At 64.8% G+C, this 19,084-nt stretch carries 18 protein-coding genes; 8 read left to right on the forward strand and 10 right to left on the reverse strand.

Features of this window, described 5'->3' with window-relative positions; genetic code table 11:
* Position 1 precedes the first annotated feature (1 nt).
* Positions 2 to 964: a hypothetical protein gene (locus tag JQ591_RS17880; RefSeq protein ID WP_249137181.1), complete on the forward strand. Its 963-nt coding sequence runs from the start codon at positions 2 to 4 to the stop codon at positions 962 to 964.
* Between the two features lie 6 nt (positions 965 to 970).
* Here JQ591_RS17880 and JQ591_RS17885 read toward each other — a convergent pair whose 3' ends face one another.
* A complete protein-coding gene (locus JQ591_RS17885; protein WP_211397336.1) occupies positions 971 to 2,671 on the reverse strand; it encodes a fatty acyl-AMP ligase in 1,701 nt (566 codons plus the stop codon).
* A 24-nt stretch (positions 2,672 to 2,695) separates the two neighbouring features.
* Complete coding sequence (locus tag JQ591_RS17890; protein ID WP_211397337.1) at positions 2,696 to 2,950, reverse strand: acyl carrier protein; 255 nt, start codon at positions 2,948 to 2,950, stop codon at positions 2,696 to 2,698.
* A gap of 221 nt (positions 2,951 to 3,171) precedes the next feature.
* On the opposite strand from JQ591_RS17890, the gene JQ591_RS17895 reads away from it, so the two are divergent.
* Both JQ591_RS17895 and JQ591_RS17900 read left to right on the forward strand, forming a co-directional pair.
* Positions 3,172 to 6,360, forward strand: a complete 3,189-nt coding sequence (locus JQ591_RS17895; RefSeq protein WP_211397338.1) for a CHAT domain-containing tetratricopeptide repeat protein — start codon at positions 3,172 to 3,174, stop codon at positions 6,358 to 6,360.
* Between the two features lie 60 nt (positions 6,361 to 6,420).
* Positions 6,421 to 7,677 carry a hypothetical protein gene (locus JQ591_RS17900; RefSeq protein WP_211397339.1) on the forward strand — a complete coding sequence of 419 codons (1,257 nt, stop codon included), beginning with the start codon at positions 6,421 to 6,423 and terminating at the stop codon, positions 7,675 to 7,677.
* Position 7,678: 1 nt separating this feature from the next.
* On the opposite strand, the gene JQ591_RS17905 is transcribed toward JQ591_RS17900, so the two are convergent.
* Positions 7,679 to 8,458 (reverse strand): L,D-transpeptidase, encoded by a 780-nt coding sequence (locus JQ591_RS17905; RefSeq protein ID WP_211397340.1) that lies wholly within the window; start codon positions 8,456 to 8,458, stop codon positions 7,679 to 7,681.
* A gap of 306 nt (positions 8,459 to 8,764) precedes the next feature.
* On the opposite strand from JQ591_RS17905, the gene JQ591_RS17910 reads away from it, so the two are divergent.
* Entirely contained in the window at positions 8,765 to 9,088 is a 324-nt protein-coding gene (locus JQ591_RS17910; protein ID WP_211397341.1) for a hypothetical protein, read from the forward strand.
* Positions 9,089 to 9,135: 47 nt separating this feature from the next.
* On the opposite strand, the gene JQ591_RS17915 is transcribed toward JQ591_RS17910, so the two are convergent.
* Together JQ591_RS17915 and JQ591_RS17920 are read right to left on the reverse strand one after the other, a co-directional pair.
* Entirely contained in the window at positions 9,136 to 9,897 is a 762-nt protein-coding gene (locus tag JQ591_RS17915; protein ID WP_211397342.1) for an ABC transporter permease, read from the reverse strand.
* On the reverse strand, positions 9,894 to 10,817 hold the full coding sequence (locus tag JQ591_RS17920; protein WP_211397343.1) for an ABC transporter ATP-binding protein: 924 nt from the start codon (positions 10,815 to 10,817) through the stop codon (positions 9,894 to 9,896). The genes JQ591_RS17915 and JQ591_RS17920 overlap by 4 nt, the downstream gene beginning before the upstream one ends.
* Before the next feature lie 279 nt (positions 10,818 to 11,096).
* On the opposite strand from JQ591_RS17920, the gene JQ591_RS17925 reads away from it, so the two are divergent.
* Positions 11,097 to 11,813 carry a hypothetical protein gene (locus JQ591_RS17925; RefSeq protein WP_211397344.1) on the forward strand — a complete coding sequence of 239 codons (717 nt, stop codon included), beginning with the start codon at positions 11,097 to 11,099 and terminating at the stop codon, positions 11,811 to 11,813.
* A gap of 97 nt (positions 11,814 to 11,910) precedes the next feature.
* On the opposite strand, the gene JQ591_RS17930 is transcribed toward JQ591_RS17925, so the two are convergent.
* Both JQ591_RS17930 and JQ591_RS17935 read right to left on the reverse strand, forming a co-directional pair.
* Positions 11,911 to 13,089, reverse strand: a complete 1,179-nt coding sequence (locus tag JQ591_RS17930) for a cytochrome P450 (RefSeq protein WP_211397345.1) — start codon at positions 13,087 to 13,089, stop codon at positions 11,911 to 11,913.
* A 16-nt stretch (positions 13,090 to 13,105) separates the two neighbouring features.
* On the reverse strand, positions 13,106 to 14,317 hold the full coding sequence (locus JQ591_RS17935; RefSeq protein ID WP_211397346.1) for an ABC transporter substrate-binding protein: 1,212 nt from the start codon (positions 14,315 to 14,317) through the stop codon (positions 13,106 to 13,108).
* Between JQ591_RS17935 and JQ591_RS17940 the strand changes: the two genes are divergently transcribed.
* Positions 14,223 to 14,900, forward strand: a complete 678-nt coding sequence (locus JQ591_RS17940) for a MarR family winged helix-turn-helix transcriptional regulator (protein ID WP_249137183.1) — start codon at positions 14,223 to 14,225, stop codon at positions 14,898 to 14,900. The genes JQ591_RS17935 and JQ591_RS17940 overlap by 95 nt on opposite strands.
* Before the next feature lie 81 nt (positions 14,901 to 14,981).
* Here the strand turns inward: JQ591_RS17940 and JQ591_RS17945 are convergent, their stop codons facing one another.
* Positions 14,982 to 15,659 carry a TetR/AcrR family transcriptional regulator gene (locus JQ591_RS17945; RefSeq protein WP_211397347.1) on the reverse strand — a complete coding sequence of 226 codons (678 nt, stop codon included), beginning with the start codon at positions 15,657 to 15,659 and terminating at the stop codon, positions 14,982 to 14,984.
* 171 nt (positions 15,660 to 15,830) lie between these two features.
* Here JQ591_RS17945 and JQ591_RS17950 point away from each other — a divergent pair, with 171 nt between their 5' ends.
* Both JQ591_RS17950 and JQ591_RS17960 read left to right on the forward strand, forming a co-directional pair.
* Positions 15,831 to 16,682 carry a DUF3313 domain-containing protein gene (locus JQ591_RS17950; protein ID WP_211397562.1) on the forward strand — a complete coding sequence of 284 codons (852 nt, stop codon included), beginning with the start codon at positions 15,831 to 15,833 and terminating at the stop codon, positions 16,680 to 16,682.
* Between the two features lie 490 nt (positions 16,683 to 17,172).
* Positions 17,173 to 18,105, forward strand: coding sequence for a LysM peptidoglycan-binding domain-containing protein (locus tag JQ591_RS17960; protein WP_211397349.1), 933 nt, complete (start codon positions 17,173 to 17,175; stop codon positions 18,103 to 18,105).
* Positions 18,106 to 18,446: 341 nt separating this feature from the next.
* On the opposite strand, the gene JQ591_RS17965 is transcribed toward JQ591_RS17960, so the two are convergent.
* Together JQ591_RS17965 and JQ591_RS17970 are read right to left on the reverse strand one after the other, a co-directional pair.
* Positions 18,447 to 18,683, reverse strand: a complete 237-nt coding sequence (locus JQ591_RS17965; protein WP_211397350.1) for a hypothetical protein — start codon at positions 18,681 to 18,683, stop codon at positions 18,447 to 18,449.
* A 28-nt stretch (positions 18,684 to 18,711) separates the two neighbouring features.
* Positions 18,712 to 19,029, reverse strand: coding sequence for a hypothetical protein (locus JQ591_RS17970; protein WP_211397351.1), 318 nt, complete (start codon positions 19,027 to 19,029; stop codon positions 18,712 to 18,714).
* Positions 19,030 to 19,084 lie beyond the last annotated feature (55 nt).

Raw genomic sequence — 19,084 nt, forward strand, 5'->3', positions numbered from 1 at the left:
CTTGCTCGCGTGTCTGGGCACGCTGATCGGCGCTGCGCTGCTGGTGCTCGCACTGATGGTGGTGGTCGATCCCTATGACAGTGGCAAGCTCGGCCTGCTCGGTATCGACGGCGTCGACAATCGCCTCACCCAGATCACGGCTGCGAGCCGCGCCAGGAATCCGGATTTCAATGCCGCGATCCTGGGCAATTCAACGGCGCAGATGATCGAGCCGGTGGAATTGTCACGCGCGACCGGCCTGCGATTCGTGCAGCTCTACATGACCGGTGCGTTTCCCCGCCAGGAGCTTGCGGTGCTGGACTTCTTCCTCCGGAATCACCGCCAGGTCGGTGCACTGGTGGTCGTGGCCGACCCCGGCTGGTGCGCGCATGCGCGGGCGAAGGAGGAGGGCGGCGTCCCATTCCCCGACTGGCTCTATGACCGAAGCATCGTCACTTACGCTGCACGTCTGATCTCCTGGCAGGCGATCGAGCAGGCTTTTCAACGCATCAGTATCGGGCTTGGCCGGCGACCACGGATGAACCCCGACGGCTTTGTCAGCTATGAGGACATCTGGCCGCCGGGTCAATTCAAGGAAGTCGGCTGGCCCAGGGACCCGGCACCGTCCTTGTCCGCCGGGATGCGAGCGACATTTCCCGAGATAGCTGCGCTGGCGGATACCGTCAGGACATTACCGGCCGATGTGCCCGTCGTCGTCATCGTGCCGCCGACCTTCGCAACCACCGTGCCGAAACCCGGCACGGAAGCTGCCCTGGAGCGCAGCGCCTGCGACGCCGCGCTGAAAAAAGTGATCGCGGGCCGGCCGCGCAGCAATTTCATCAGCTATCGCGTTGACAACGATCTCACGCGCGACCGCGCCAATTTTGCCGACTTCATCCACTATCGCGCGATCCTGGCGCGCAAGATCGAGCAGGGGATCGCTGCGAGCCTGCGCGATGGGGAGAGCGCGAAGATCGATTTCTGAGCCGTTTCAGCCGATCTGCTCAAAACCGCCCTCGAGCCAGAGCCTGCGCGCCAGCTTGCGCTGGATCTTGCCGCTGGTGGTCTTCGGCAGCGCGCCGGGGCGGACCAGCGCGATGTGGCGCGCGGAGAGCTCGTGGTTGTCGGCGACGGCCTCGCGGATCCGGCCCTTGATCGCTTCGGTGTCGATCGAGTGGCGCGCGGTGCGCTCGATCTCCTGGACGATGACGAGCGTCTCTTCGCCGCTCTCGTCCGGCACCGAGAACGCCGCGCCGCAGTTTTCACGCAAAGCTCCGTCGAGCGATTGCACCGTGCGCTCGACGTCCTGCGGATAATGGTTGATGCCGCGGATGATGATGAGGTCCTTGATCCGCCCGGTGACGAACAATTCGCCGCTGACGTCGACAAAGCCGAGGTCGCCGGTGCGCAGCCACGCCCCGTCCTCGCCGGCAATCCGCGCATTGAGCCCCACGCGCGTCGCCTCGTCGTTGCGCCAATAGGCGCGGGCAACATTGGCGCCATTCACCCATATCTCACCGACGCGGTCGGCGGGCAGGCGTGTGCGGTCGTCCGCGTCCACGATGGCGATCCGCTCGCCGCTAAGCGAGCGCCCGCAGCCGACGGTGACCTGCGTATCTTCCGCGTTGGAAGGCGCCTGCGCCGCATGCGCCTGAAGCGCCGTGCGGCTCACGCTCCGTGTGACATGACCGCCGCCGCGGCTTCCGCCGGAAATCAGGAGCGTCGCTTCGGCCATGCCGTAGGCGGGATACATCGCGCGCGGATCGAAGCCGTTCGGCGCGAATGTCTGGACGAACCGTTCGATGGTTTCTGCATGCACCGGCTCTGCGCCGTTCAGCGCGATCCTGAGCGAGGACAGATCGATGCCCTCCATCTGATCGGCGCGGTAGCGGCTGACGCAGAGGTCGAAGCCGAAATTCGGGCTGCATGCCACTTCCGCGCGATAGTGCGAGATCGCGCGCAGCCAGCCGAGCGGACGCTGCATGAACGCGTTCGGCGCCATCAGCACGCAGGTCGCGCCGACATAGAGCGCTTGCAGCGCGTTCAGGATCAGCCCCATGTCGTGATAGAGCGGCACCCAATTGACGTAAGTCGATTGCCGGGTGTTGCCGAGCGCGAGCCGGATCATCTCGAGATTGGCGAGCAGATTGGCGTGGCTCACCATCACGCCTTTGGGCTCGGAGGTTGAGCCGGAGGTGTATTGCAGGAAGGCGATGTCGTCCGGCGCAGGCTCGGGAAGTTCGAATGTCTCACCGTAGGGCGCGGCGAGATCGAGCTCGATCCAGCGAATGTTCTCCTGCGCGAAGCGTGCCTGCAGATCACCACGGAGCGCGACGGCCGAATTGGTCAGGGCCACCGCCGGCGTGCAATTGGCGAGGATCGCGGCGCTGGCGTCGCGCGCGCTGTTCCGCCGTGGCATCATCATCGGCACGGCGATGATGCCGGCCATCAGGCAGCCGAAGAACGCCACCATGAACTCGATGCCGGGCGGAAACACCAGGATGGCTCGGTCGCCGGGCCGCGCCGCGGCGTTCAGGCGCGACGCGAGCGTGGATGCGAAGTCATGCAACTGGCGGAAGGTGAGGACAGCTTCCTCCGTTCCGCGATCGGAGACGAAGACATAGGCGCGGTCGTCGGCCTGCTCCGCCGCACGCCGGGCCAGCAGTGCCACGAGCGAGCGGAAGGTTTCCATTGGTTGCGCCGGCTTCAGCCGCCCTCAGGCGGCGGAGCGGATTGCGCGCTTGTCGGCGAGAAATCGCGACAAGGCCTCAACGGTCGGATGGTCGTAAAAGTCGTCCGTCGACAGTTCGAGGTCGAGCTTCTCTTCGAGTTCCATCATGAGGTAGACCAGCATCGCCGAATCGAGGCCGAGACGATTGAATTTCGTGCCGATGTCAACGCGATCCCTCGAAATTCGCAGGATGTTCGCCAGGGCGGTAACGCAGAATTCCGAAATCTGCTCGCGTGTCATGTCATTTCCCAGAAATACTGCGAAAGACAATACGGGCGACGCCAGGGTTGTCAATTTGGCTGAAACGCCGCCGCGTTGAAGGTTGGGGATTGTTGCTTTCCTGCGTCGCCCGGTTGCTTAATCCATGCCCAGAGTGGCGCGATTTCCCGCGGTCGACAGTGGCCGCCGCGACCCGTATGCTCCCAAAATTGCAAGTACGACGCGCGTGACGGGATTTTCGCATGAGCTGCGCCCGCTTGTTTGTCGCTTTCCTGTTTGTGGTCCTGCTTTCCGGACCGGCTTCCTCCCAGCGCGGCAACGATTTTGACTCGCTGCTCGCGCAGATGAACGCGGCGACGCAGACCGGACGCTGGGCCGACGGGCTCGCGGCCGCCCAGAAGCTCGAAAACCTGGTGCGCCGCGGGCAGGGTGCCGGCAGCATGAATTATGCCGGCGTGCTGCACAACGAGGGCATGTTCCTGCACAACCTCGGCCGCTACCCTGAGGCCATCGACGAGCTGAATGCGGCGCTCGCCATCAAGCTGCGCAACAACGATGTCGCCTCGACGCTACGCACCTCGCACATCCTGGTCGGATCGCTCGGCATGCTCGACCGCCGCGCCGAGGCGACCAATGTGGCCGAACGCGCGCTCGCGCTGGGCACCGGTGCTTTCGGCGCCAATGACGTGCGCCTCGCGGACACGCTGGCTGCGCTCGGTGGCCTCGCGCGTGACAAGGAGAATTTCAGGGAAGCGACCGGCTATTTCGAGCGGGCGCTCACCGCACTGCAAGCCGCCAATGCGCCGCCCTCCGACGTCGCCTCGGCGATGGACCATCTCGGTGACATCTATGGCCTGCTCGGTCGCTTCGACGACGGCGAGCGGCTGCTGCAGCAGGGGCTCGATCTGCTGGACCGCAGCCTTGGCAGAGGCGCCGAGGCCGCGCCGAACTACGACAAGATGCTGAGCGATCTCGGCAACCTCTATTCGGACGCAGGCCGCCTGACGGAAGCCGAGGCGGCGATGCGGCGGTCGCTCGCGATCACCCGGATGCGCAGCGGGGAAGCGCATCCGAACGTCGCGGCGGCCACCGGCAATCTCGCAACTGTGCTCGAGCACGAAGCGCGCTACGCCGAGGCGGAAAAGCTCTACCAGCAAACGCTTCAGGCCTATGAGCGGATCTACGGTCCCAACCATTCGACCACCGCGATCGGGCTGAACAATCTCGCCAACGCCTATTCGGCGCAGGGCAGGAACGAGGCGGCCGCAGGCCTTCGGGAGCGTGTGCTCGCGATCTACGAGAGGGCCTTTGGCCCCGACAGCCCCGATGTCGGTCGCGCCCTGAACAATCTCGCCAACAGCTATGCTAGCCTCGGCCGCAACGATCAGGCGCTCGGTCTCTACCGCCGCTCGCTGGCCGTGATCGAGCGCAAGTTCGGGGAAGGCAGCGGCCCGACCGCGCTTGCCGCCGGATCGCTCGGGCAGGCGCTGATGGACACCGGCCAGATTGACGAGGCACGGCCATATCTGGTGCGCTGCCTCGAGATCGACGAGCGCATGCCCGGTGGCAGACATCCGCAGCTCGTCAAGGATCTGCGCGCCGTCGCGCTGCTGGATCTCAAGACCGGCAATTTGATCGACGCGCGCAGCCGGCTCGACCGCGCGCTCGCGATTGCGCAGGACAGGCTCGGGCCGCGCCACCAGGGCACCATCGTAACCCTGATCAACCTCGCCGACGTCGATCGCCGCGAAGGCAAATGGCCGGACGCCCTGGCGCGGCTGCGGTTGGCAGCCGCCGCGCTCAACGCGCAGCGGAATACGCAATTCATCCGTTTCACCGAGCTCGATCCCTGGCTGATCGAGGCGATCTGGCGCGTTACGGACGGCAAGCCCGACAACCCGGCAAAGGACGAGGCTTTTGGCGCCGTGCAACGCGCGCATGAGACCAGCGCGGGCGCCGCACTGGCGCAGATGGCGGCGCGGTTCGGCGCCGGCAATGACGCGATCGCAGGATTGGTGCGACGGCAGCAAGACCTGAAGGCGAGCCTGGAGAAGCTCGACAAGCGTGTGACGTCCGAACTCGGACAGGCGGACGGCAAGCGCAACGACGCACTGATCGCGAGCCTGCGCACGCAAACGGCACAGATGCAAAAATCGCTTGACGATGTCACGGCCCAGCTCGATCGCAGTTTTCCGGCTTACGCCGACCTGGCGAGCCCGCAGCCGCTTCCGATTGCGCAGGCGCAGAGCCTGTTGAAGCCGGACGAGGCGCTGCTGACATTCATCGCGCTCAGTGACAAGACCTACGCCTTCGCCGTGACGCGCGAGACGAGCGCGTTGCGCCAGATCGCACTCGGCAGCCGCGAGATAAGCGACCGTGTCGCGCATCTGCGGCAGGGGCTCACCGATCCGGAGGCGGCCAAGGCGTCGTTCGACCTCGATGCATCCTTCGAGCTCTACACCGCGCTGTTCGGCCTGATGTCGGTCGATTTCGCCGGCAAGCCGAAACTGCTGATCGTCCCGGTCGGCGCGCTCACCAGCCTGCCGTTTCACGTGCTGGTGACGAAGAAGCCGGACACTATGTCCGCCGATCGTTACCGGCAGGCGGCGTGGCTGCTCGACGAGCGCGCCATCACGGTACTGCCGTCGGTGCCGAGTCTGCTCGCGCTGCGGAGCTTTGCCAAGGATTCGCGGGCGCAAAAGCCGTTCATCGGGTTCGGTGATCCCGTGTTGCAGCGCTCGCCGGGTGACAAACGTGCTGGGCGCAACGTGCAGCCGTATCAGAGCTATTATGACGGCACGGTCGTCGATCTCGATCGGCTGCGCACCGGCCTGCCGGCATTGCCGGAGACGGCGGGCGAGCTCCGGGCCGTGGCGCGCGCGCTCGGCGCTTCGCCGCAGGAGGACGTCAAGCTCGGCCCGGCGGCAACCGTGACCAATGTGAACACCTTGCCGCTCGATCAATACCGCGTCGTCGATTTCGCCACCCACGGCCTTGTCGCCGGCGAGGTCAACGGCCTAAGCGAGCCGGCGCTGGTTCTGACACTTCCCGAAAAGCCCACCAGCGACGACGACGGTTTGCTCACCGCGAGCCGCATCGCCAAGCTTAAGCTCGACGCTGACTGGGCGGTGCTGTCGGCCTGCAACACCGCCGCCGGCGACAGGCCGGGCGCGGAGGGTCTCTCAGGCCTTGCGCGCGCATTCTTCTATGCCGGCGCACGCGCGCTGCTGGTCTCGCACTGGCCGGTGGATTCCGATGCGGCGGTGCGCCTGACAACGGGAGCATTCTCGGAACTCACCGCGCATCCCGGCATCGGCCGCGCCGGGGCGTTGCGCCGGTCGATGAAGGCGCTGATTGCCGACCGGTCGTCGCCGCGCAACGCCGATCCGGCGGTGTGGGCGCCGTTCGTGCTGGTCGGCGAGGGTGGTTGACGGCGGCCGTGGAAGGCGGAAACTGCCCCTCAAGAAGCATTGGTTCCGGGAGCCATTTGCATGCGGCTTATCTTCATCGCGACGATGGCGGTTCTCATGGTTGGTCAGGCGGCAGCCGAGGATGTGCTTTCAGGCGCGAGCCTCTACGCCGACGTCGCGCGCTACGCCTCGTTCGGCCTGCATCGCTTCGGCTCGCCCGGCGACCGCGCCACCGCCGACTGGATCGCCGCTGAGCTCAAGACCGCCGGATTCGAGGTCAGGTCCCAGCCCGTCGTGCTTGGCCGGCAATATGTCGTCGAGCAGGCCAGCGCCGAAGTGGCCGGCACGTCTGTCGAGGCGACGCCGTTCTGGTGGCCGCCGGTGGACAGAGCGAGCTTTCATCTCGCCACGCCGCTCGCCCGCGACGGTGATGTCGCCGGAAAAATCCTTCTGCTCGATCTGCCATTCGATCGCGGCGCCTATCTCGGCCCTGCCCATCGCGCGGCGATCACCGAGGCCGTGGCGAAGAAGCCGGCGGCCATCCTGCTGACGATCGGCAATCCCGCGGATGACCGTTTCGCCTACAACGTCACGCAGGAAGATGCGCCCTGGCCGGTGCCGGTGATCGTGGTCGGCGCCAAGGCGCGCGGTACATTCGAGCGGGCTCTTGCGTCAGGCGCGCCAGTGACCCTGGACGTCAAGGGCCATTACGAGCGCGATGTCGCCAGCCGCAACGTCATCGCCGAGATCGGCGCCGGGCCGACCATCGTCGTCTCGACGCCGATGACCGGCTGGTACACTTGCGTGTGCGAACGTGGCCCCGGCATTGCCAACTTCCTTGCGCTGGCGCGCACGGTCGCCGCCGAAAAATGGCCGGCGCATTTCGTCTTCATCGCGACCGCAGGCCATGAGATCGGCCATGGCGGCATGGAGCTGTTCCTGAAGAACGGGGCGCCAGCGCCGAAGGAAACACTGGCGTGGATTCATTTCGGCTCCTCGAACGCCTGCTACGCCTTCGCTGAGGGCGCCCGCACCGATCGGCCTGAGGAAGAGCGCTATCTCGTGCTGAGCAAATCCGCCGTCGCGCTGACTGATGAGGCCTTCGCCAAGGTCGACGCAAAACGGTTGGTGACGGAGAAGCAGGCGGTGGGCGAACTACGCGACGTGCATGCGGCGGGCTACGCCAACTTCCTCGGCATGGCCGGCCGCCATCGGACTTTCCACACGCCGTCGGACGATCTCGCCGCGACCGGACCCGAGATCCTCGAGCCGGTCGCGCGTGCGTTTGTCGATGCGGCGCGGAAGATCGTCGAACGCGGCAACGCCGCGTTCAGATAAGTCAGTTCTGGTAGTAATAGCCACGCGGTTGGTAAACCTGCCGGGGCTGCGGCTGATAGTAGGTGCCCTGCTGGCCGTTGCCCTGATTGTAGTATTGCTGCGGCTGCTGCTGATAGACCTGTGCGTCATAGAGCGGGCGGCTGCCGCGCGGCGCGGGATAGCGCGCGCCGGTGTCGCTGCCGTCGGCCGGATAGATGTAGTTGTCGTCCTGTGGCATGTAGCGGCGGGCCGGTGCGGCCTGCGGCGCCAGGTTCACGGGATCGCCTGATGTGGCGTACTGCTCTTCGGCGGGCTGCGGCGCGCGGGCCACCGCTGTGGGGTTGCGGACACGCGGATTGCGCGCCAGCGCCACCTGCGCCGAGCCGGTCAGCGTCACCGTGGTGTTGAGCACGCCCTGCTGCTGCACCAGCGCGTAGAGCGTCGTGGCATTCTGGCGCGACAGCCGTACGCAGCCGTGCGAGGCGGGCGAGCCGAGCCGGCCGACCGAGTCGGTGCCGTGGATGGCATGCCCGACCTTGGTGAAGAAGATCGCGTGCGGCATCGGCGCGTCGTCGAATTCCTTGGAGTAGTGATCCTCTTCCATGCGGAAGGTACGGAACGCGCCGTTCGGCGTCTCACGCGAGGGGATGCCCGTCGACACCGGCCAGTGGTAGCGCGCGACGCCGTCGACGGCGACGGTCATCTGCTGAGTGTCCTTGTCGACGGTGATCTCGACCTTGGCTTGCGCGGTGCCCGCGCTCAAAAGCATCAGGGAGGTGAAAACAATAAAAAACGAACGCATCTGACTTCTGGCCTCCGGCCTGTTCACGCTAGGCGCCGCGGCTCTCCGTCCCCGGCGAGCACTATGCCTGCAATCCGGCTTTCGTTCCAGCGGCCTGCCCGCCCATCGTTAACGGGACGCCCGGCGTAAGCAAGGCCGCTTTGTGCCGCAAAGCCAGCGGCGGTGCTGACATTTTCGCGAGCGGGAGATGCGTTCACAACGCCGACAATTCGTCACAATGGCGCAACCATTTGGCCGCTCGGTGCGTTGACGATGGCTGCCTCGACCGGCGGCTTCCGTTGCCGGTCTTTACCCTTGGGAATGAAGATGAACAAAGCTCGCGTCACCGCCGCTTCGCAGCCGGCTGGTCTGCCTTTCGGTCGCCTTTTTGCTGGCGCCGCCGTTCTGGCCGCCCTGTCGTGTGTCCCACAGCCTGGCCATGCCCAAGGCATTGTGCGCGGCGCACAGGACGGCGCCTATGAAGGCAATCGCATTGCCGGCCCCGTGGGCGGCGTGGTTGGTGGCGCGGTCGGCGCCGGTGTCGGCGGTGCCGTCGGCGCGGTCGAGGGGGTGTTCGGCATTCCCCATCGCGGCCATCGTCGCTGCCGCGGCTATTACGACGGATACAACCGCTTCCACTGCTATCGGTAGTCGCTGGCGATTCCGGGGCGCGCGTGCCCCCGGAATGACGGCCAGGGTCAGTTCTTCAATCGATACCCCGTGCGGAAAATCCACCAGATCACCACCAGGCAGATCACCAGGAACGCTGTCGTCATGCCGATGCTGACCGACATGCTGACGTCCGCGATCTCATAGAAGCTCCAGCGGAAGCCGGAGATCAGATAGACGACCGGATTGAGCAGCGCCACCGTGCGCCAGGCGGGCGGCAGCATGTCGATGGAATAGAAGCTGCCGCCGAGGAAAGTCAGCGGCGTCACCACCAGCATCGGAATCATCTGCAGCTTTTCGAAGCCGTCGGCCCAGATGCCGATGATGAAGCCGAACAGGCTGAACGTCACCGCGGTCAGCACCAGGAAGGCCAGCATCCAGACCGGATGATGGATGTGCAGCGGCACGAACAGGCCGGCCGTGGCGAGGATGATCAGGCCGAGGATGATCGACTTGGTCGCGGCCGCGCCGACATAGCCGAGCACGATCTCGAAATAGGAGATCGGTGCCGACAGGATCTCGTAGATCGTGCCGGTGAATTTCGGGAAGTAGATGCCGAACGAGGCGTTGGCGATGCTCTGCGTCAGCACCGAGAGCATGATCAGGCCCGGCACGATGAAGGTGCCGTAGCTGACGCCCTCGACCTGGCTGATGCGCGAGCCGATCGCGGCGCCGAACACCACGAAATACAGCGAGGTCGAGACCACCGGCGAGACGATGCTTTGCAGCAGCGTGCGCCAGGTGCGCGCCATTTCGAACAGATAGATGGCGCGGACAGCCCGGTAGTTCATGACGCCCTCACGAGGTCGACGAAGATGTCCTCGAGCGACGACTGGGTCGTGTCGAGATCGTTGAAGCGGATGCCGGCGGTACGGAGGTCGCCGAGCAGGCTGGTGATGCCGGTGCGCTCGCCCTTGGTGTCGTAGTCGTAGACCAGCGTCGCGCCGCCGTCGCAGAGGTCGAGCTCGTAATGGTTAAGGCTCTCCGGCAGCGCGTCGAGCTTGCCTTGCAGATGCAGCGTCAGCCGCTTCTTGCCGAGCTTCTGCATCAAGGTGGCCTTGTCCTCGACCAGCACGATTTCGCCCTTGTTGATGACGCCGATGCGGTCGGCCATCTCCTCGGCTTCCTCGATGTAATGCGTGGTCAGGATGATGGTGACGCCGGATTGCTGGAGCGTGCGCACCACCTCCCACATGCCTTTGCGCAGCTCGACGTCGACGCCGGCGGTCGGCTCGTCCAGGAACAGGATCTGCGGCTCGTGCGACAGCGCTTTCGCGATCATCACGCGACGCTTCATGCCGCCGGAAAGCGTGATGATCTTGCTGTCCTTCTTGTCCCACAGCGAGAGGTCCTTGAGCACCTTCTCGATGTGCGCAGGGTTCTTCGGCTTGCCGAACAGCCCGCGGGAGAAGCTTACGGTCGCCCAAACGCTCTCGAAGGCGTCGGTATGCAATTCCTGCGGCACCAGCCCGATCAGCGAGCGCGCCTTGCGATAGGAGGTCTGGATGTTCTCGCCGCCGACGAGGACCGTGCCTTCGCTCGGATTGGCAATGCCGCAGACGATCGAGATCAGCGTGGTCTTGCCGGCGCCGTTGGGGCCGAGCAACGCGAAGATTTCGCCGGGCTTGATGTCGAGATTGACGTTCTTGAGCGCCTTGAAGCCGGACCCATAGGTCTTCGACAAATTGGCGACGGAAATGATGGAGGACATGATGGCCGCAAGTCTGAGGGGCAAATGCTGGGGAGGGGGGCTGGAACCTGCCGCGAGGGGCGGGTCAGCGGAGCCCTGAGATAGGAATGCCCTTGCCCGGCTGCAATCGCCCGGAGAAAAATGGTCTCAAAACAGGCCCTTCCGTGGCAGGTTTCGGGCAAGTGTTGCGCGATGGTCACGGGCCGCGGTTAAGATTGTCGCTCACGCGGCTCTTTGTTGCGTCTGCGAGCAGGCCATGGCTACGATTCCGGCCGAAGCGTATTCCCAGGGAAAAGATCGATGAGACCGAACGGCCGTCACACCGCCGGCGCCAGCCAGTTGTCCGCCCTCCGTGCGTGGGCGATGGGCCTGCTCCTGCTGTCAGCTATTGCCATGAGCCCGACCACCGCCAAGGCGGCGCCGAGCCAGGCTGCGGCCGCGACCACGCATGTCTACCTGCTCCGCGGCGTGCTCAACATCTTCTCGCTCGGGCTCGACACGATCGGCGCCCGGCTCCAGGCGCAGGGCATCCCGGTGACCGTCGCGAATTTCGTATCCTGGTCCTCGCTGGCGGACGAGGCCGCGACCGCCTACAAGGCCGGCCGGCTCAAGACCATCGTGCTGGTCGGGCACTCCTCCGGCGCGACGGCGCTGCCGGACATGATCGCCAAGCTCAACCGCCTCGGCGTCCCCGTGAAACTCGCGGTCGGGCTCGACTCCGTGTTCAAGACCAGGCTGTCGACCGGCGCCGAGCGCTACATCAACATCTATATCGGCGATGGCCCCGGCGAGCCGGTGAAGGCTGCGGACGGTTTCCGCGGCAAGCTCGACAATGTCGACGTCCGCGGGTCCGGCGTCGGCCACATTTCGATCGACAAGAACGAGGCGATCCAGCGCCGCGTGATTGCCGAGATCGACGCCGCAATCATGCGGTCGCGCGCGCCTGCTCCGGTTGCCGAACCCGGCGCGCCCCGCCCGGCGCGGTCGGCGGCCGCAACGGCTCCGGCGAGGAACTAAAGCGTTTTCGAGCGAAGCGGATCCCGGTTCGCGTGAAGAAAACGCGTCAAACACGAATCTAGAGCTTCGGTTCTGATTCAATCAGAACCGATCATGCTCAGGCAGCCGTCACCCGCACGGGCATGCTCTCCAGCCCGCGCAGGGAATTGTTGAGCCTGCGCTTCGGCTCTGCCGTGAGCTCGATGGTCTTCACGCGCCTTGCGAGTTCGCTGAAGATCAATTCGCCTTCCAGACGTGCGATCATCTGGCCGACGCAGGCGTGGATGCCGGCGCCGAAGCCGACATGCCCGGTCGCGAGCCGTTCGACGTCGAAGCGATCGGGTCTGTCCCAGCGCGCGGGATCGCGGTTGGCGGAGGCCATGAACAGCAGCACCTTGCGACGTGCGGGGATCACGCCGCCGCCGATCTCGACATCGCGCGAGGTGGTGCGAAAGAACGTCTGCACCGGCGAATCATAACGCAGCCCTTCCTCGAAAGCATTGCGCGCCAGCTCCGGCTTGTGGTGCAGCTTGCGGTATTCATCCGGGTGGGTGGCGAGTGCGAGCAGGGTATTGCCGATGCCGTTGACGGTGGTGTCGATCCCGGCGGTGAGGAACGGTCGCACCAGATGGGTCGCTTCGTGCTCGCTGACCTCGCCCTCGTCAGCGGCCTGGTAGATCATCATGCCGAGCCCGTCCGGCTGCAACGCATCTCGCGCGCAACATTCCATGATCCAGCTCTGCGCCGCGAGCCCGGCTTGTCGTGACGCTGCCAGCGTCTCGTTCTCGGGGCCAAAGCTGTCGAACACAAAGGTGCTCCAGGCCAGCAGCTTGTCGCGGCCGTCCGGCCGGATGCCGATCGCATCCGGAAACACCTTCATCGGGTAGGCCTCGGCGAGATCGGTGACGGCATCGAACGTGCCCTTGTCGATCAGCTCCGAAACCTTCTTTTCCGCTTCGTGCTGAAATGTTTCGCGCAGTCGCCGCGCGACACCCGGGGACAGGGTGCGGCCGAGAACGCGGCGGCCCTTGTCGTGGTCGGGAGGATCGATCTGGAGCGTCAGCGGCTTAGGAAGGGCCGGGTTCATCCCGTGCAGCCCGACACCCTCGCCGCTGATGAACGTCTTCCAGTCCTTCAGGGCCGGCTCGACTTCGGCATAGCCTGCCATGGCCCACACGCCGTAGCGCTCCAATGCGAACGCGGGACCGAGCGCGCGCAACGCCTCATAGGCGGGATAGGGGTCCATCAGGAAATCTGGCGCAAACGGGTCGGCCGGACTGGATGCAATGCCGTTCATGGTCAGCTCCCGTCCGCTATTGCTTGGTCAGCGGACACTGGCCTTCGCTCTCGGGGCGGAACGCGTCCTCACCCTTGATGGTGGCGACGACCTTGAGCAGATCCCAGGTCGACGTCGACTCTTCCGGCGCCTTGACCTGGAGCAGATAGAGCGGGTGGATCTTGCGTCCGTCCTTGCGGATGTAGCCCTTGCCGTACAGCGGATCGTCGGTCGGCATCTCCTTCATCGCCGCCACCACCGCCTTGCCGTCCTTGGCACTGCCGACCTTGTCGACCGCCTTGAGGTAGTGAATGACCGAGGCATAGACGCCGGCCTGCATGTCGTTTGGATAGGCCTTCGACGGAATGCGTTCGGCGAACCGCTTGGCGAAAGCCCGCGTGCCGTCGTTCAGATCCCAGTAGAACGGGTTCATGATCTGCGCGCCTTGCGCAAACTTCAGCCCGAGCGCGGGAAGGCCGTTCATGCCCAGGATCAACCCGACCAGCTTGTGGTCCTTGGTCAGACCGAACTCGGCGGCCTGCTTCATCGACGTGATGGTGTCGTCACCGGCGTTGGCGAAGCCGACGACGTTCGCGCCCGACGCCTGCGCCTGGAGCAGGAAAGAGGCGTAGTCGGCCGTCCCCAGCGGATGCCGGACACTGCCGAGCACCTCGCCGCCGGATGCCTTGACGGCTTCCGCCGCCTGTTTCTCCAGATCGTGACCGAAGGCGTAGTCGGCGGTGATGAAGAACCACTTCTTGCCGCCTTGCTGGACGATCGCCTTGCCGAGGCCGCGCCCGTAAGCATAGGTGTCGTAGGTCCAGTGCACGGTGTTCGGCGTGCATTTTTCGCCAGTCAGAAGCACCGTTCCAGCGCCCGATCCGACGAAGACCTTGTTCTTCTCGGCGCTCATGCCGGCCACAGCGAGCGCGATCGACGAGTTCGGAATGTCGAAGATCGCATCGACGCCGTCGTTCTCGTACCAGCGCCGCGCGATGCCGATCCCGATATCCGTCTTGTTCTGGTGATCCGCCGCGACGACCTCGACCGGCTTGCCGCCGGCCTTTCCGCCAAAATCCTCCACCGCCATTTTGGCGGCGACGACCGAGCCTATGCCTTGATAGCTAGCGAACGGTCCCGATTGGTCGTTCAGGATGCCGATCTTCACCACGTCTTGGGCCAACGCAGGCGCCCCCGCAGCCAGCATCAAGGCCGAAATGCACAATTTATGCAGGAATTTGCTGTTCATTGTCTCCCTCCCGTGGGCGGTCTTGGTGCCGCTAAATAATAGTTATATTTTATATCTATTTTCGGGAGAGTCAATTCGGCGGATTCTTGGGCCGCCGTGGTTCGAGGATCATGAGTTCGTGAAACCCGCAGGCAAGTCCGGCCAGCAGCCGGAGAAATCGTTGAATTTGCAGGCGCTCCAGCGCACGCCGGGCTTCATGCTGCGGCTCGCGCAGCTGAAATTCTTCGAAGGCTTCTACGAAGAGTTCGCCGCATTGGGCGTGACGCCCGCGACCTATGCGATCTTCGTCGTCATTCGCGACAATCCCGGCGTTCCGCCAAGCAGCCTCGCAAGCCTGCTGCGGCTGCGCCTGCCCAATCTGATCAAGATCCTGAACGAACTCGAATCGTCGGGCTTCATCAAGCGCAACCGCTCGAAGGCGGATCGCCGCGCCGTCGAGCTCATGCTCACGCCCAAGGGCGCAAAGCTCATCCACGAGGCGGCAAGGGTGACCGCGCCTTATAACCAAAAGATGCTGGCTCCGCTCAGCGAGGCCGAGCAGCGCACCTTGCTCGAGTTGCTGAACCGGATTCTGCCGTTTTAGGTCGGGGCCGGCTCGCATTCTCTGGCTCTATCGCGGATCGCGCACCACCAGGCGGCGGCACGGGCTGATCCGCGGGCCGTCCTATCGCTTCTTGACCAGCTTGAGAGGGCGAGCGGTCGTCTGATTGCGCGGCTTGGTCGCGGCGCTCTGCGCTTCGGGTGGGCTCAGGAAGCGGACGAGCATCGTCCTCAGATGCGCCGCGCTCTGCTTGATATCCAGCTTCGGATTACGGATCGGCATTGCGCGGGATCCATCGATGATGGCGATCAGGATGTTCGCCGTCGCGTCCGGGTCCAGTCCTGAATCGACTCGTCCCTGGCTTTGCGCCTGGCGCAGGAAGTCGGTCCACATGCGGCGGACCGCGCCGGTGTGCCGTTCGATGATCTTGGCGAATTCCGGATTGCGGCCCGCCTCCGCGAGACCATCCAGGTTGAGGATCTGGGCGGGACGAAATCGCAGGCTGTTTTCCTCGATGTCGGCGAGCAGAGTCTCGATCACGTCGGAGGCGGCGAGAATCTTTTCGAAACGCTCGGCCGAATGCGCGAGACCCAGGTCAACCATCGCCTCGATGATCGCCTCCTTGCTCGGAAAGTAGTGATAGAGGTGCCCTGGACTGATCCCGGCCTCAGTGCAGATGTCGGTCGTGCTGGCGCCGCGGAAGCCATGCCTTGTGAAGCAGCGGATTGCCGCGCCGAGGATCTCGCCGCGCTTCTGCTCATGCTTGACGGGGTCGACCTTCCTCAAACCGGACATCTCCATTCACATTCGCCCCGTTTAGCACGACGATTCGCCACGAGAAAATCGAAATTAGAGAGTTCCATCTATTTATGTTGATGGATGTTGCGAGGCGTGGCAATGATTATTAGATCAAGTTCTCTAATAATGCGCTGATGCGGGAATGGGACCATGCGCTTTCCACGGACGGCCCTGATGGGTGTCGCGCTGGCTCTCGGGGGCTGCGCGGCCGCACCGCTCGAACGCGCCGGTTCGCTTCGAAGCTACGACCGGATGTCGGACGCAAACGGGCTGATCACCAAGTCCCAGATCCGCGTGAACAAGAAGGACGTGCTGGCGGCGAAGACGGTCCGGATCGCGTCGACCGTCTTTCCCGCACGCAGCGACGTCGCTTTTAGTGAAAAGGAACGGCGTCTGGTGGCGAACGCCATCAGCCGCGAGCTTTGTCTGCGTTTGAGCGAACGCTTCCGCATCGTCTCCACGGACGACGACGCGGACCTCACGGTGCAGGCGACGGTGACGCATGCCACGCCCACCAGCCCGACCGCCTCCGGCGCATCGAAAGCACTGTCGATCGCCAAGACGGTTGTGCTTCCCGCCGTGCCTGTGCCGGTGCCGCGGCTTCCGGTCGGGCTCGGCAGCCTGTCGGTCGAGGCGGAGGCGCGCGACTTCGCGGGATTTCAGAAGGCGGCGATGGTCTGGGCGCGCAGCGCCAACTCCATCACGAACTCGCCGCGGGTCGCCAACGAGGGCGATGCATATGATCTCGCCGCCGATTTCGGCACCGACTTCGCCAAGCTGGTTGCGACCGGAGAGTCTCCGTTCGGCGGCATGCCTGCGCTGCCTCCCGTCGAAAGCATTCCCGTGCGGTTCGGTGGCGCGCCCAAATACGTCGCGTGCGAAGCGTTCGGGCGGTTTCCCGGAATCACCGGCTTCGCGGGGCAGGGGCTCGGCTTGCCGCCCGGCTGGACGGATTCCGGCGCCAAGGACAGTCCGGCTCCGGCGCCAGCGCCCGAGGTGAATTCAGGGCAGACGCTCACGCAATGACCTGCACGCAATGACCTGCACGCATTCTCGGACGCATTCTTGGACGCGTTCCTGGCCCCGTTCCTGGCCCCGTTCGCCGTTGCGTCCGCGCCCGACATCTTTGTAGCCGACCAGAGTAGATGACATGCTGACACGAGCAACAACCCGCTCCTTCCATCGCCTTCGGCACCAAAGCGTAGCGCGCGCCGATGCTCGCGCGAGCGCGGGGAACGTCCCCCTGTTCACGGCAGATGAGGCGTGGAGCCGAACGAACGCGGATCGGCGTGTGGCCGGCGAGAACGATGACCAGGACCCGATCCTCGAACCCGGTTTCTGGATCACCGCTCTGGTCGCGTTCCTGCCCACGGTCGCGGGCTGCCTCTATCTCGTCCTGACCCAAGGTTGACGTGCCCGCACTGGACCCGGTTCCGTGCCCCAAATTCCACCCAATCGGTGGTCACTAAGCCCCTCGGGGGAGGCTTTTGTCTCTCGTGGTGGGACTGCTGGACTGATGATTGACCCAAGGCGAATTGTGGTGCTGGCAGCGGTTGCGCTGCTCGCCTTCAGCACCGGCATGGCCGTGGCGTCACCTGCCAAGACGAAGCCCGCCGCGGCCGCACCCGCCGCGCCACCGCCCCCACCCTTCGAGCCGTTGGCGCCGCCGAAAATCTACCTGTTCCGTGGCGCCATGGGGCCGTTCTTCTCGACCGGCATGGACCGGCTCGAAGAGAAGCTCACGAAGGCCGGCTTTTCGGCCAACGTCTATGAATTCACCATCTGCCGATGGATCGGCGATCGTGCCATCTCCAGCTACAAGGAAGCGCCGGCGCCGATCGTGCTGATCGGGCACTCGATGGGCGGGCTTTGCTCCGTCGTCATCTCCGAGATGGCGGCCAAGGAGAACATCCCGATCAGCCTCGTCATCACCATCGATCCCGCGCATGCGACCGGCGACGTGCCGCTCAATGTCGAACGCTTCATCAACATCTACCTCTCCGACAGCGTGCTCGGCGGCGGCAACGTGGTGGCGGTGCCGGGCTATCGCGGTCATTATGCGAGCTACGACCTGAAGGAGAACGCGCGGGTCAGCCACATCAACATCGAGAAGTCCGACGACATCCACCGTCAGATCATCGACATGGTGACGCAGTTGCCGCGCATCCCGCCCCAGACGCAGGTCGATGCCGTGCCGCTGCGCTATCTCGTGCCGGCGAATACGCTGGTCGAATTGTGGGACAGTGGCGTGCGGCTGCCGGTGCGCCGGGGCGACACCATGGAGAGCATCGCGGCAGCCAATCGCGTGCCGCTGTGGTCGCTCGCGCAGAGCAATTCGCTGCCGGAAAACGCCCCGCTCACCCCGGGCCAAACAATCATCGTCCCGCGCCACCTGACGCCGCCGGAGCCGGCCGCCGCGATGGCAACGCCGCCGGCCGGGCGGCGGTAAGCGGTCAGCAACGGAGTTGGCCGGGAGGGGCTTGGCTGATGCCAGGCCCATCCCTCGCGGCACCTGTCATTCACGCATCCTGTACTGCGGCCGCCATCTTGATGCGGGTGTCGCCAAGGGGGAGCGAGCCGTGGCGGAAGCCCGGCCCGCCGGGCGATAGGGCGCTCCGAGAAGCATCAGAAACAATGCCCTTTCAGCCGCATATTTGGCGGCGGGCCGGCCATTTTCGAAGCCTTGCATGACCATGCGCCCTTCCGTCGTAAAGACACGCCACCGCCATGTCCTTCGACCGCATTTCTTCAAGAACACTTCGAATGTCGGGAGGTGTTCGGGCATGTCAATTAGCCGTGGCTGCTTGCGGTCAGGCGCGTGGTTGTGTTCCCCATCGCCCGGTTCGGAGCCTGAAAGGTGAGCGGAAAGGCGGAGACGGCGAGTTTCTCGATCGCCGAGCACTCCTCAGACACACGTCGCTCGATGAACCGCCGTTCGAACTCGGTCAGCTCGGTCTTGAGCAACCGCTGATAGCGGCTGATGTTGCTGCGGTGGGCGCGCAACAAGGCCAGCTCTTCATCAATCATCGTCGTCACCCCGTTTGGCAATCGTCGTCTAGGCTGCGAGATCGGTTCGCGAGACGGATCTTCTGCGGACCGGCTTGCCACCCGGAGGACCCTTTGGATGGTGGTCCAGCGTCGCGAGCGCTTCCAGAATCTCGTCGATGGTGACGGGCTTGTCCGAGCCCGGCAGTTCCCTCAACGCCGGGTTTGAGGCAACGCTGGCAGCGTCCGAAGCCCAGGACGCGAGGATCGCTCGCTTCTCGCCGATCGACAAAGCCGGATCCGCGATGACGTCGCGGGGATGATCGTAGACAGAGCCGGGGTGCAGTATCGCGTTCAAGTCGATGATGTTGTCAGCATGATCGATCATGAGAGGTCCTCCTTCTCCTTTCGCAAAAACCTCTGGTCTGCATTGGGGTACGCGG

It is taken from the genome of Bradyrhizobium canariense (genome assembly GCF_018130465.1).
Lineage (GTDB): Bacteria > Pseudomonadota > Alphaproteobacteria > Rhizobiales > Xanthobacteraceae > Bradyrhizobium > Bradyrhizobium canariense_C.